This is a genomic window from Pseudomonas sp. W5-01 (assembly GCF_046540435.1).
In the GTDB taxonomy this organism is placed as follows: domain Bacteria; phylum Pseudomonadota; class Gammaproteobacteria; order Pseudomonadales; family Pseudomonadaceae; genus Aquipseudomonas; species Aquipseudomonas graminis_B.
This window is the reverse complement of sequence record NZ_JAXCIP010000003.1, coordinates 755,875-768,605: the sequence shown is the minus strand read 5'-3', so window position 1 is coordinate 768,605 and position 12,731 is coordinate 755,875. Positions and strand designations below refer to the sequence as shown.

13 protein-coding genes are annotated in these 12,731 nt (G+C 61.9%); 6 read left to right on the top strand and 7 right to left on the bottom strand.

The window, feature by feature from the left end; genetic code table 11:
* Window positions 1–166: 166 nt before the first annotated feature.
* Both SLW75_RS13440 and ssuE read left to right on the top strand, forming a co-directional pair.
* Window positions 167–1,249, top strand: a complete 1,083-nt coding sequence (locus tag SLW75_RS13440; protein WP_065986247.1) for a polysaccharide biosynthesis/export family protein — start codon at window positions 167–169, stop codon at window positions 1,247–1,249.
* 352 nt (window positions 1,250–1,601) lie between these two features.
* A complete protein-coding gene (gene ssuE / locus SLW75_RS13435; RefSeq protein ID WP_065986246.1) occupies window positions 1,602–2,183 on the top strand; it encodes an NADPH-dependent FMN reductase in 582 nt (193 codons plus the stop codon).
* Between the two features lie 10 nt (window positions 2,184–2,193).
* Here ssuE and SLW75_RS13430 read toward each other — a convergent pair whose 3' ends face one another.
* The 3 genes from SLW75_RS13430 to SLW75_RS13420 form a co-directional block, all read right to left on the bottom strand.
* On the bottom strand, window positions 2,194–2,469 hold the full coding sequence (locus tag SLW75_RS13430) for a hypothetical protein (protein WP_410934670.1): 276 nt from the start codon (window positions 2,467–2,469) through the stop codon (window positions 2,194–2,196).
* 298 nt (window positions 2,470–2,767) lie between these two features.
* Window positions 2,768–4,138 carry a gluconate:H+ symporter gene (locus tag SLW75_RS13425; RefSeq protein WP_410934669.1) on the bottom strand — a complete coding sequence of 457 codons (1,371 nt, stop codon included), beginning with the start codon at window positions 4,136–4,138 and terminating at the stop codon, window positions 2,768–2,770.
* A 154-nt stretch (window positions 4,139–4,292) separates the two neighbouring features.
* Entirely contained in the window at window positions 4,293–5,216 is a 924-nt protein-coding gene (locus SLW75_RS13420; protein WP_410934668.1) for a LysR family transcriptional regulator, read from the bottom strand.
* 130 nt (window positions 5,217–5,346) lie between these two features.
* Between SLW75_RS13420 and SLW75_RS13415 the strand changes: the two genes are divergently transcribed.
* The 3 genes from SLW75_RS13415 (at window position 5,347) to SLW75_RS13405 (ending at window position 8,429) form a co-directional block, all read left to right on the top strand.
* A complete protein-coding gene (locus tag SLW75_RS13415) occupies window positions 5,347–6,048 on the top strand; it encodes a CoA transferase subunit A (RefSeq protein ID WP_410934667.1) in 702 nt (233 codons plus the stop codon).
* 83 nt (window positions 6,049–6,131) lie between these two features.
* Entirely contained in the window at window positions 6,132–6,788 is a 657-nt protein-coding gene (locus SLW75_RS13410) for a CoA transferase subunit B (RefSeq protein WP_065986242.1), read from the top strand.
* 222 nt (window positions 6,789–7,010) lie between these two features.
* The gene (locus SLW75_RS13405) at window positions 7,011–8,429 is read left to right on the top strand and encodes a short-chain fatty acid transporter (protein WP_065986241.1); all 1,419 of its coding nucleotides are present in this window, start codon (window positions 7,011–7,013) and stop codon (window positions 8,427–8,429) included.
* 218 nt (window positions 8,430–8,647) lie between these two features.
* On the opposite strand, the gene SLW75_RS13400 is transcribed toward SLW75_RS13405, so the two are convergent.
* Together SLW75_RS13400 and SLW75_RS13395 are read right to left on the bottom strand one after the other, a co-directional pair.
* On the bottom strand, window positions 8,648–8,974 hold the full coding sequence (locus tag SLW75_RS13400) for an antibiotic biosynthesis monooxygenase family protein (RefSeq protein WP_192134844.1): 327 nt from the start codon (window positions 8,972–8,974) through the stop codon (window positions 8,648–8,650).
* 4 nt (window positions 8,975–8,978) lie between these two features.
* Entirely contained in the window at window positions 8,979–9,689 is a 711-nt protein-coding gene (locus tag SLW75_RS13395; protein ID WP_410934666.1) for a CTP synthase, read from the bottom strand.
* 29 nt (window positions 9,690–9,718) lie between these two features.
* Here SLW75_RS13395 and SLW75_RS13390 point away from each other — a divergent pair, with 29 nt between their 5' ends.
* Entirely contained in the window at window positions 9,719–10,657 is a 939-nt protein-coding gene (locus SLW75_RS13390; protein ID WP_410934665.1) for a LysR family transcriptional regulator, read from the top strand.
* A 293-nt stretch (window positions 10,658–10,950) separates the two neighbouring features.
* On the opposite strand, the gene SLW75_RS13385 is transcribed toward SLW75_RS13390, so the two are convergent.
* A complete protein-coding gene (locus SLW75_RS13385; RefSeq protein WP_410934664.1) occupies window positions 10,951–11,856 on the bottom strand; it encodes an AraC family transcriptional regulator in 906 nt (301 codons plus the stop codon).
* Between the two features lie 96 nt (window positions 11,857–11,952).
* Entirely contained in the window at window positions 11,953–12,642 is a 690-nt protein-coding gene (locus SLW75_RS13380; protein ID WP_410934663.1) for a fumarylacetoacetate hydrolase family protein, read from the bottom strand.
* Window positions 12,643–12,731: the final 89 nt, after the last annotated feature.

Genomic DNA, 12,731 nt, shown 5'->3' with positions numbered 1-12,731 from the left:
GAAAATCTGCCAATAACCACAAACATGGCCAAGGGCTAGTAAGCTTGGCGGGAGGTGCACGGGTGCATGAGCGAATGTGATCCGATGTTCGGTGTAAGTAAGGGATGCAAAGAAATCACTGCGGTGCCAGTACGCACCTATTAGTAGGATGAGAAGGAACATTCATATGAAAGTAACGTTAGCGGTCGTGCTGCTTTCCAGTCTGGTGTTGCAAGGCTGCGCATTCGCCCCCGGTCAGTACATGTCTTACAGCGATGTCACCGAGAAAGACCCCGACGGTCCCCAGGTCACGCTGATCAACATCACCCCTGCCACCCTTGCGCAGCAGCAGAAAACGGCGGACGCAGCGGCCAAACCGCTGCCCCCGGAACTGCTGAACTACAAGACGCCTGAATACGTCGTCGGCCCGGGCGACGCCTTGCTGGTGACGGTGTTCGAACACCCTGAACTGACCGCGCCCGGCTCCCAGGAACAACTGGACGCCAACAGCCGCGAAGTGCTGAACGACGGCACCGTGTTCTTCCCGTACGTGGGCCGTATCCAGGCCGCCGGCAAGACCGTTTCGCAGATCCGCGATCAACTGCGCATGGGGCTGGCGCCGCAGTACACCGAAGTGAAAGTCGACGTCAAAGTGCTGCGTTACAACAGTCAGCGCGTCCTGCTCTCGGGTGCCTTCAAATCGGCTGGCCCGCAACCGATTACCAACATTCCGCTGAGCCTGGTTCAGGCCATCAGCCAGGCCGGTCTTGATTCGACCGACGCCAACCTTGCCGGCCTGACCCTGCGTCGCGATGGCAAGGATTACGTGATCGACGTGGACTCGCTCAACCGCAAGGATTCGCAGATCAGCAAGATCTTCCTGAAAGACGGCGACTACCTGCACCTCAACAGCAATTCGAAGAACAAGATCTACGTGCTGGGCGAAGTTCAGCGCCCGCAGGTGATCTCCTTCAGCACCACCAGCGTGACCTTGCTGGAAGCGCTTGGCACCTCTGGCGGCCTGAGCCCTGACGCAGCCGATGGCGATGCGGTGTATGTGATTCGTGCACAAGACGCCACCCACGGCGCGACGGTCTATCACCTGGCCGCGAAGAAGCCGACCAGTTACGCGCTGGCGAAAGGCTTCGAGCTGGCCGCCCAGGACGTGGTGTTTGTCGGCCCGGCCAACATCACCCGCTGGAGCCGTTACGTGAGCCAGTTGCTGGGCTCGAACAACATCATCCAGACCGGTGCGATGTTCAGGAATTGAGTGCCAGCTTCAAGCCGCAAGTCTGAAGCTTCAAGCTGACAGCAGAGCAACAGAGAAATCCCCGCAGTGGTCCGACTGCGGGGATTTTTTTTGGGTTTGATTTGATGAGGGCAAGTGTCGCTGGGGAAACAGTGGATCAACAGTCGGGTGCGCCTGGATCAACAGTTTGGGGTGGTTGGCAGGATTGCAGCTGTGTGTGTTCGCTGGATTGACGGGGGCGACGGGCGATGGAGAGCGCTGGCACGCATGCTGCTTGAGTACCGGCGAAGGGTCTTCACGCCCATTACTTCGCGTTGAACGCGGCCTGCTCGGTGCCTCGCACCTCGGGTGACTGACCCCAAGGAAACAACACATGTTGGTAGTTTCGATTTCAGGTAGCCCTTCCACCCGATCGCGCTCGGGCGTGGTGTTGCAGCATGCGGCGCACTGGCTCAAGGACCGTGGCGTCGAAGTCAGCGGTGTGCGCATTCAGGATTTTGCCGCCGAGGATTTGCTCTACGCCCGATTCGACAGCCCCCAGGTGGTGGCTTTCATCGACGCGGTGGCGAAGGCGGACGGTTTGCTGATCGGCACGCCGGTGTACAAGGCGTCGTTTTCGGGGGCGTTGAAGACGCTGCTCGACCTGCTGCCGGAGCGTTCATTGCACGGCAAAGTGGTCTTGCCGATCGCAACGGGGGGGAGCATTGCCCACATGCTGGCGGTGGATTATGCGCTGAAACCCGTGCTGTCGGCGCTGAAATGCCAGGAAGTGCTGCACGGTGTATTCGCCATCGACAGCCAGATCAGCTATGGCGAGAACGCGTTGGGCGGTGAGCTGGATGAACTGCTGACCCAGCGCCTGCATGACGGTCTGGATCACTTTTTACTGGGCCTGCAACACCGGACTCAGGCGCGTCACAAGGAAGCGGGCGGGCACTTGAAGCTGGCGTTGTAAGTGTTCCGGCTTAACCCTGACGGGCTTTCGACGCGACGCTGACTTCGGCATTCACTTCACCACGGTTATCGAACGCGTGGGCCCGTTGCAGCTGTGGCTGTTCGATCAGTCGGGCTTTGCGGGCCTGGAATTCGTCGTAGGACAAGCCACGACGATTGAGGTCTTCGAGGGCCAGCTGGTGGGTTTCTTCAGCGCTGTAGGCACGCAGCTCGGGATGATTGCCAGCGGCACAACCGGCGAGGAGGGAGGCGGAGAGTAACAGGGAGAGGACAAGAAGACGGTTCATTGGGAGCCTCCATTCGGCTCGTTTCCGGAATGAAGCCAAGGCTACGCCCCGGGCCTTTCCAGCAGAAATCAGTCGTCTTGATAGTGGCTATCGGGTTGGGCGGTGACTGGACTTTTTGCGTTCGAAGATCGAGATCAAAAGCTTCCCGGCTGAAGCCGGTCCTACAGACACCGCATACCCACTGTAGGACCGGCTTCAGCCGGGAAGAGACCCGCATGACCGCCTTCAATGTTTTGGCAAATACCATTCCATAAGGCTGCTCACTCCGAAAAGGCTTCAGCGTTTGCTCTGGACATGGTCAGACCAAAAAGTGCCACAACAGCGACGTGCCGATCAGACCCACCACCGACACAATGGTCTGCAGCACCGACCAGACCCAGATTGTCTGCTTCAGTTGCAGGCCGAAGTATTCGCGGACCATCCAGAACCCGGCGTCGTTGACGTGGCAGAAGAACACCGAGCCCGCCCCGATCACCAGCGCCACCAGTGACGCTTCCACCGGCGCCAGCCCGGCCATCATCGGCGCAAGGATGCCCGCCGTGGTGGTCGTTGCCACAGTGGCCGAACCGGTCGCCTGACGCAGCGCAACCGCAATCAACCACGCCAGCAGCAGGTACGGCATATGCGCGCCTTCGGCCACTTTGCTGATGGTCTGGCTGACGCCGGCGTCCAGCAAGGTTTGCTTCAAGCCGCCGCCCGCGCCGATGGTCAACAGCAGCACGGCAATCGGCGCGAGACTCTTACGCAGCGTGCCGCCCACTTGCTCGCGGGAGATACCGTTGGCCCAGCCCAGACACACCGTCGCCGCCAGCACCGCAATGCCCAACGCCACCAGCGGCTCACCGAGAAATTTCAGCGTCAGGGCGGTGTTGCTTTCCGGCGCCATGGCGATTTTCGCCAGGGTGCTGCCGAGCATCAGGATCACTGGCAACAGGATGATCAGCAACGAGATGCCGAAGCCCGGTTGGCGGGAGGCAGTGGGTTTGGCCGAGAACAGCTCGCCCAGCTCTGCCGGCTCCTCGATGTGCATGCGCTTTGACAGCCAGTTGCCGTACAGCGGACCGGCGAGAATCACCGCCGGCACTGCCACGCAAAACCCCAGCAACATGGTCAGGCCCAGATCGGCGTGCAACGCAGCGACGGCGATCAGCGGCCCAGGGTGCGGCGGCATCAGCGCGTGCAGCGTGGTCATGCCGGCCAGCGCCGGAATGGCGATTTTCAGCAGCGGCTGATTGGACTGGCGCGCCATGACGAAGATGATCGGCACCATCATCACCAGGCCCACTTCGAAGAACAGCGGCAGACCAATGACCATGGCCACCAGCGCCATGACCCACGGCAGCGTCTTGCCCTTGCCCAGCCCCAGCAACGTCGACGCGATGCGATCCGCCGCCCCTGATTCGGCCATCAGCGCCCCAAGCATGGCACCAAGGGCGATGATGATCCCGGCCTCACCGAGAATCCCGCCCGCGCCCTTGCTGAACGCCTTTGCCACTGCCTCCGCTGGCAACCCCGCGCCTATCCCTGCGATGAATGTGCCCACCAGAATCGACAGAAACGGCGGGAGCTTGGTGGCGCTGATCAGCACGATGATGGTGGCAATGGCGATCAGGCAGCAGATGATCAGGCGAGTGTCATGAAACACCCAGGCAGCAGACGACAGATCCAACGCGGAACCCCTTATCGTTCGGTTTTTATCTCGGGATGTTTTGAAACAATATGTTTCAACCGGCCGAACCATACCGGATGCGGCATCGCGTCGCAGTTAAATTTTTCACAGGATCTGGCCGTTTCGCCGCCGGTCTCCAACGTGGAATGCGATATCACCCAGCGGGAGGGAGCTTGGTCGCGAGGGCGGCATTTGAATCCCGCGCGCATTCGATCAGCACCTCGCGCAACCCCTGGGCCGCTGCCGACAGTTGGTGATCCGCCTGGGTCATCAAACCAATACGACGCTCGATGCGCGGGCCTTCCAGGGCAATGCAGCGGGCGCCGAGTTCTTCCATCTGCGCGATGCACAGCGATGGCACCGCGCTGACCCCCAGGCCATTGGCGACCATGCGCCCCACCGTCGACAGCTGATGGCTTTCGAACGCCACCGACAGTTTGCCGTGCTGGCTCTGCAGGTCCTGCTCCAGCAGCAGGCGCACGGCGGACGGGCGTTGCAGGGTGATGAAGTCGTGACGCAGCAGCTCATCCCAACTCACTTCGCGGCGCGCGGCCAGTGGCGAATCTTTCGGCACCACGGCGACAAACCGATCCATGTAGAACGGCGTGAAGATCAGGTTAGTGCCCGCCTCGGGCTCGAAGCCGATGCCCAGTTCCACGCGGCGATGGCCGACCATTTCCACCACCTGCTCGTTGATCACGTCGTGCACCGCCACGTTCACCCGTGGGTAGCGCTCGCGAAACACCTTCAGCGCGATGGGCAGCACATTGCCCGCGTAGGACGGCATGGCGGCCACCGACACCTTGCCCATTTGCAGGGTGAAACGCTGACGCAGGAGTTCCTCGGTGTTGTCCCAATCAGCGAGCAACTGGCGGGCCAGTGGCAGCAAGGCCTCGCCCTCCGGGGTCAGGCTGACATGGCGCGTGGTGCGGGTCAGCAACTGCCCGCCCAGGTCTTCCTCCAGCGCCTTGATGGTCAGGCTTAAGGCCGGTTGCGACACATGCAGCCGCTCGCCGGCCTGAGCGAAACTCAGGCACTGCGCCACCGCCAGAAACGCACGAAGCTGTTTTACGTTCATATATTTGGATTACTTATCAATCGATCAAAAAATCAAAATTAACAAATCATTGCCTGCGAGAGAAGATGCGGCCAACGCTCTCCGATGCTTAGATTGTCGGACACAACTACAAATAAGGCGGGATCTCACCATGGCTGGACTCGACAAGCGCGTGGCAACCTACGCTGAAGCCCTCGCCGGGCTGACCGACAACATGACCGTGCTGTCCGGCGGCTTCGGATTGTGCGGCATCCCGGAAAACCTCATCGCTGAAATCAAACGCATGGGCGTGAAAGGCCTGACGGTGGTCTCCAACAACTGCGGCGTCGATGGCTTTGGCCTGGGCATCCTCCTGGAAGACCGGCAGATCCGCAAAATGGTCGCGTCCTACGTCGGTGAAAACGCCCTGTTCGAACGCCAGTTGCTCAGCGGCGAGCTGGAAGTCGAGCTCACCCCCCAAGGCACCCTGGCCGAAAAAATGCGCGCAGGCGGCGCCGGCATTCCCGCCTTCTATACCGCCACCGGCTACGGCACGCCCGTCGCAGAAGGCAAGGAAACCCGTCAGTTCAACGGCCGCAACGTGATCCTGGAAGAAGCGATCACCGGCGACTTCGCCATCGTCAAAGGCTGGAAGGCCGACCACTTCGGCAACGTGGTCTACCGTCACACCGCGCAGAACTTCAATCCGGTCGTGGCCACCGCCGGCAAGATCACCGTGGTGGAAGTCGAAGAGATCGTTGAGCCCGGCGTGCTGCTGCCCACCGAGATACACACGCCCGGCATCTATCTTGATCGCGTGATCCTGGGCACGTTCGAGAAGCGCATCGAGCAGCGAACCGTCAGAAAAGCCTGACCCAAGCGCCGTAATCGCACCGATTTCCCCCTTTGTATCTCCGGCTTCCCACAGCCCGGACAGAATAAAAGAGACCCAAGACCATGGCACTCTCCCGCGAACAAATGGCACAGCGCGTTGCGCGCGAACTGCAAGACGGCTTCTACGTGAACCTGGGCATCGGCATTCCGACCCTGGTCGCCAACTACGTCCCGGACGGCATCGACGTGATGCTGCAGTCGGAAAACGGTCTGCTCGGCATGGGCGCCTTTCCGACTGAAGAGACCATCGACGCGGACATGATCAACGCCGGCAAACAGACCGTGACCGCACGCAAGGGCGCATCGATCTTTTCGTCGGCCGAGTCCTTCGCGATGATCCGTGGCGGCCACGTCGACCTGACCGTGCTCGGCGCGTTCGAGGTGGACGTCGAGGGCAACATTGCGTCGTGGATGATCCCCGGCAAGCTGGTCAAGGGCATGGGCGGCGCGATGGACCTGGTGGCTGGCGCCGAAAACATCATCGTCACAATGACCCACGCGTCCAAGGACGGCGAATCCAAGCTGCTGTCACGCTGCAGCCTGCCGTTGACCGGCGCCGGCTGCATCAAGAAAGTGCTGACCGACCTTGCGTACCTTGAGATCGAAAACGGCGCCTTCGTGCTGCGCGAAACCGCCCCGGGCGTGACCGTGGATGAAATCATCGCCAAGACCGCCGGCAAACTGATCGTGCCGGATGACGTGATTGAAATGACGTTTTGATCGCCCCGGCAATGGCGCGGTTCTGCAGGATCCGCGTCATGCCCCACGTTTTCGCCACAGCGTAAGCGTTTGCCACACCCGCACCTTTCGTCAGACCGCCCTGCCCCTTCAGCGATGAAGGGGCTTTGCTGTATCTGAACCGGTGCTTTTTTCGCGTCACCGCCAACACTTGAAACTGCCGTCCAAAAAAACCTGAACAATAACTAAAAAGAGGTAACACACGTGGCCGCCGACATCGAAGAAAGCCGCTCCGCCCGCTTTGCCCTGCGTTGCGCCAAATGGGCGGAACGCTGGTTCCCGGACTCGTGGGTGTTCGCCGCCCTGGCCGTGGTCATCGTCACCCTCGCCACGCTGGTCATCGGCGCCAAACCCGCCGACACCGCCAAAGCCTTCGGTGACGGTTTCTGGAGCCTGATCCCGTTCACCATGCAAATGGCCTTCGTGGTCATCGGCGGTTACGTCGTCGCCAGTTCGCCGCCGGCGGTCAAACTGATCGACCGCCTGGCGCGCCTCCCGAAAAACGGCCGCTCGGCCGTGGCCTGGGTCGCGCTGATCAGCATGGTGGCCTCACTGCTCAACTGGGGTTTGTCGCTGGTGTTCGGCGGCTTGCTGGTGCGGGCCCTCGCCCGTCGTACCGATCTGAAAATGGACTACCGCGCCGCCGGTGCTGCGGCTTATCTGGGTCTGGGCGCGGTGTGGGCCCTGGGCTTGTCGTCGTCCGCCGCGCAGCTGCAAGCCAACCCGGCCAGCCTGCCGCCGTCGATTCTGGCGATCACCGGGGTGATTCCGTTCACCCAGACGATCTTTCTCTGGCAGTCCGGGGTAATGCTGCTGGCCTTGGTGGTGGTCTCGATCATCGTCGCCTACGCCACGGCGCCCGGCCCGGCCAACGCCCGCGATGCCAAGGAATGCGGCATCGACCCGAGCTTCAGCCTGCCACCGCTGCCGCCGCGCACCCGCCCGGGCGAATGGCTGGAATACAGCCCGCTGCTGATCATTCTGATGGTCGCGCTGGCGTCCGGCTGGTTGTACAACGAGTTCAGCACCAAGCCCGCCATCACCGCGATTTCCGGCCTGAACACCTACAACTTCCTGTTCATCATGGTCGGCGCGCTGCTGCACTGGCGTCCGCGCAGTTTCCTCGATGCCGTCGCCCGAGCAGTGCCGACCACCACCGGCGTGCTGATTCAGTTTCCGTTGTACGGCTCGATCGCCGCGCTGCTGACAACCGTCAAGGGCGGTGACGCGCAAACGGTCGCGCACCACATCTCGACGTTCTTCACCAGCATCGCCTCCCACGACACCTATGCGCTGCTGATGGGTGTGTACTCGGCGATTCTCGGGTTCTTCATCCCGTCCGGCGGCGGCAAGTGGATCATCGAAGCGCCGTACGTGATGCAGGTCGCCAACGACCTCAAATACCACCTCGGCTGGGCGGTGCAGATCTACAACGCTGCCGAAGCCCTGCCGAACCTGATCAACCCGTTCTACATGCTGCCGCTGCTGGGCGTGCTCGGCCTGAAGGCGCGGGATTTGATCGGCTTCTCGTTCGTGCAGTTGCTGGTTCATACGCCGCTGGTGCTGTTTCTGTTGTGGGTGCTGGGTACGACGCTGGCGTACATCCCGCCGGTCATGCCTTGATGGGATAATTAGGACCGGCTCTGGCCGGGAAGACGTCATTCGCCACACCGCACAATCGAGGGTGCATGTGAAGGCTCCTTCCCGGCTGAAGCCGGTCCTACAAAAGCAGTGTGGGCAGTCAGTGAAATTGGGGTGAACGCGGATGTAGGACTGCACAAAGGGGACTGATTTATTTACAGCGCTTCACCGTAAATTAATCTGTCCCCGGCTACGGTAATTCAACTGCCAAAGCTGTACTCCCGCTCCACCCTCGAAACCCGCGTCGTACATTGCCGATACCAGGTCGACCGGCCGCGCTCACGGATTGCTCGATGTTCCGGATGTTCTTTCCAGGCCAGGATCGCGGCTTCATCCGCCCAGTAAGACACGGTGATCCCCAGCCCATCGTCGCCGCGTGCCGACTCCACGCCAAGGAAACCCCGCTGCTGACGAACGAGTTCGAGCATCCGTCGGGCCGCGTCGTCATATTCCTGTGCTTCGAGCTCAGTGCGGATCGAAGTGAAGATCACCGCGTAATACGGCACACCAAACGTGTTGGCCATCATCATGTCAAATCAACTCCGCCGCGCAGGCGCGCACAAAAGCCTTCACCAGCGGCGGGGTGCTGCCCTCCAGCGCGGCGCGTTCCGGTTGAAACAACGTGGCGACGAAAAACGGATGACCATCGAGTTCCACAGCCCGGACCTCGTCGTCTTCGTCGTAACCCGACACTTTCAGCGGGCCGGCAAACACGTCGGCCTCCAGTTCCTTGCGCAAACCATAACGGCAGCGGTAGCGCTCCTCGGTTTCGAGCGAGTTGTACGCAGCAGCCATCCGCGACCCGGCCCGCAGACGAATCGGTGCGAAGGCCTCGACCAGCGAGCAACTCAAGGGCGTGATGATGGCGTTCTCCGATTCCGGCGCGGTTTCGGCGTGCTCGGCATCGGCCCAGCCCAGATAATTGCGCGCGTACTCCAGCAACGCATGCTGAAAGCCGCCGCACGTCCCGAGGAAGGGCACCTGCCGCTCCCGGGCGAAGCGAATCGCCGTCAGCGCGCCGTCCATGTCGAGGTAGGGGCTGGCCGGCACGCACCAGATGCCCGCGAACCCCTGCAGGCTCGCGCCATCCCCGATGTCCGTCGTCGGGACCCACGTTGCCTGGACGTCGAGCCCCGTTTCGTTCGCCACCCTGTCCAGCGCCACGGGTATCGCTTGATGCGCCGGCACGCTCGGGTCGTAGTCTCCCACCAACGCGATTCGGATTTTCTGCCGCTGAGTCATGTGTGCTCCCTGATATCAAAACGCTTTGCATGAGGTCCGGGGGCGACTATAAGCTTGTCGTTCTGCAATCAGAATTGGCGTCCAGGCAAGTGATCAATGCAGCTGCGCACTATCGAATCAATCATGCCGACCTCACCCTCATCCTCGCGCTGGTGCGTGGGCGGACGCTGGCCAAGGCCGCTGAACTGCTGAGGGTCGATGTCTCGACGGTGTTTCGCGCGGTGCGTCGGATGGAAAAGGCGGTGGGCACGGCGCTCTTCGACAAGAGCCGCGCTGGCTACGTACCGACCAGCGCAGCACTGGCGCTTGCCCAGCAGGCCGAAAGTGCCGAGAACGCGCTGGCCCTCGCGCAATTAAGCCTTGAGCAGGGCCGGCAAGTCGTCAGCGGCACCGTGCGCCTGACCTGTACCGAAGCTGTTCTGCAAAGCCTGTTGCTCCCCGCCCTGAGCCGCTTCATGCCGGACTACCCGGGCCTGCGCCTGGAACTGAACACCTCCAGCACCTTTGCCAACCTGAGCCGCCGCGACGCCGACATCGCGCTGCGTCTGACCAACACACCGCCTGAGCACTTGGTCGGGACTCGCCTGGGCACGGTTACGTATCGGGTCTGTTCGAGCGAGGCCTACGCACAACGCTGCGGTGATCGGGCCCTCGACGACATGGCCTGGATCGCCCCCGACGATTTCCTCCCCGATCACCCGACCGTGATGTGGCGCCGGCAGCATCTGCCCGGCGTGAACCTCGCTTATCGCTGCAGCTCCATGCTGGCAGTGGCGCAACTGGTGCGCGCAGGCATGGGTGTGGCAGCGCTGCCGGATTTCATGGTTCGGGACAGCGAGGTTCAGCCCATTACTGAAGCGCTCGCAGGGCATGACACCGGGCTGTGGCTGCTGACCCGGCCGGATTGCCGGGCGCTGCGCTCGGTGTCGGCGCTGTTCAGCGAGCTGACCAAGGCGATTGAGCTGTAGGTTAGACGGCGCCAGATTGATGCCAGCTGTGTCGACGCCTTCCCGGCTAAAGCCGGTCCCACTAACTAGGCGGTGTTCAGGTAGCCTGGGTTCAGGCAGGAAAGAAGTCAGCACATTGAGATTGAGCGGGCAAGATGCTTTCAGTGGGACCGGCTTTAGCCGGGAAGAGGCCAGTCCCGGCGCCATCACTTATCACTTTCTCGCTCGAACGGGGACAGATTAATTTACGGTGAAGCGCTGTAAATAAATCCGGTAAATAAATCAGTCCCCTTTAAAACCGTTCCAAACCCTCTTCAACCACCCCGCCGCTCCCGGCGAAACTGCCCCGGCGGCATGCCGTGGGCTTTGCGAAAACGCCGCGAGAAATAGGCTTCGTCGGTGAACCCGCAGATCTCGGCGATGTGGCTCAAGGGTTTGCTGCTGTTCATCAAATGCGTGCGCGCCAGCCGCATGCGCCGCTCCAGGACCAGTTCGGAAAAGCTGCTGCCGGTTTCCTTGCGCAGCAGGTGGGTCAGGTAATTGGGCGACAAAAAGGCCGCCGCCGCGGCATCGGTGAGGGTCATGGCCGGATCGGCGATGTGCGCGCGAATGTAGTCGATCACCCGGCCCATCGCATCGCGCCGTCCCCGCCGCTCGGCCTTGTTCGCGGACAGCGCCAGCAACTGCGCTTCGTAGCGATTGCACACCGTGCCGATCAACTGCAGCAGACACCCTCGCAGGATCGCGCCTGAACCCAATGGCCTGGCGCGATCCATGTCGCGCATCCGCATCAACAGCGCGGTTACCTCAGCAAAGTCAGCGTCGTCGAGTGTGAAATCCACATGCTCCTGAAACCGGAACGGCGCCAGCTCAGGCGCCTCGGCGACGGGCACGTCTTCAAGGTCCATCGGATCGCACTGCAGATGCTGCAGGAGAAATTCCTGAGAAAAATTGATCAGCACAAAATTGCCGTCTTCGGGGTGCGGAATCACGTGCAGTCGATGGGGCAGGATGAACGCCAGGGTGTTGCGCGGAAATGGCCTGACCGCGCCACCGATGTGCTGCACGGTGTCGCCGCCGAGGTTGATCTGGATCTGGAAATATTTATGGCGATGGGGCGCGGTCAGCGCGGGTCGGGCGGACTTGTCACGGATGTAGAAATCCATGCGGTCGCTGCGCTGCTGCATGCCATAGGTCTGGATGCGGGAGGGATGGGCCATCGCTGAAACACCTGAAATCGCTGGTTCGGACTGCCCCATGGTAGGGCAACGGCAGCAGCCGGACCAACCGATTATCAGGCGGGCATCCACATCGGATCAGCCAATTGTCACACTGAGTTCGGCAATGCCTTCGATCCCGGCGGTGAGCACATCGCCACGCTGCAACGCACCTACTCCTGCCGGCGTGCCGGTGTAGATCAGGTCGCCCGCCTTGATCCCGACCGACTGCGACAGGTGCGCAATCACGTCCCGCACAGCCCAGATCTGGTCAGACAGATCGCCGCGCTGACGGCGCTCGCCATTGACGTCGAGCCAGATCGCCCCGGCTTCCGGGTGGCCGATCTCGCTGACCGGACGCAACGGTGTGGCAGGCGCAGAGGCGTCGAAGGCTTTGGCCCACTCCCACGGCCGGCCCATTTTCTTGGCCTGCGCCTGCAAGTCGCGGCGCGTCAGGTCCAGACCGACGCCGTAGCCCCAGACGTGGCCCAAGGCATCCTGCGGGTCGATGTTCACGCCGTCCTTGCCGATCGCCACGACCAGCTCGATCTCGTGATGCAGGTCCTCGGTGAGCGGCGGGTAAGCAATCCGGCCTTCGGCGGGCACCACGGCATCGGCGGGCTTCATGAAGAAGAACGGCGGCTCGCGGTCGGGGTCGTGGCCCATTTCCCGGGCGTGGTCGGAATAATTGCGGCCGACGCAGAAAACCCGACGAATCGGAAAGCGGCCGGACGTCCCGGCGACGGCCAGGGACGGTGTGGCAACGGGGGCGATAACGAACTCGGTCATGGCAGTGTCCTCGATTGAAGGTGGCGCGGCATGGGTTGAGCGTGGCGATTGATCCTTCAGCCGGGTTGGACGGATCCCGCCAGCTTTTG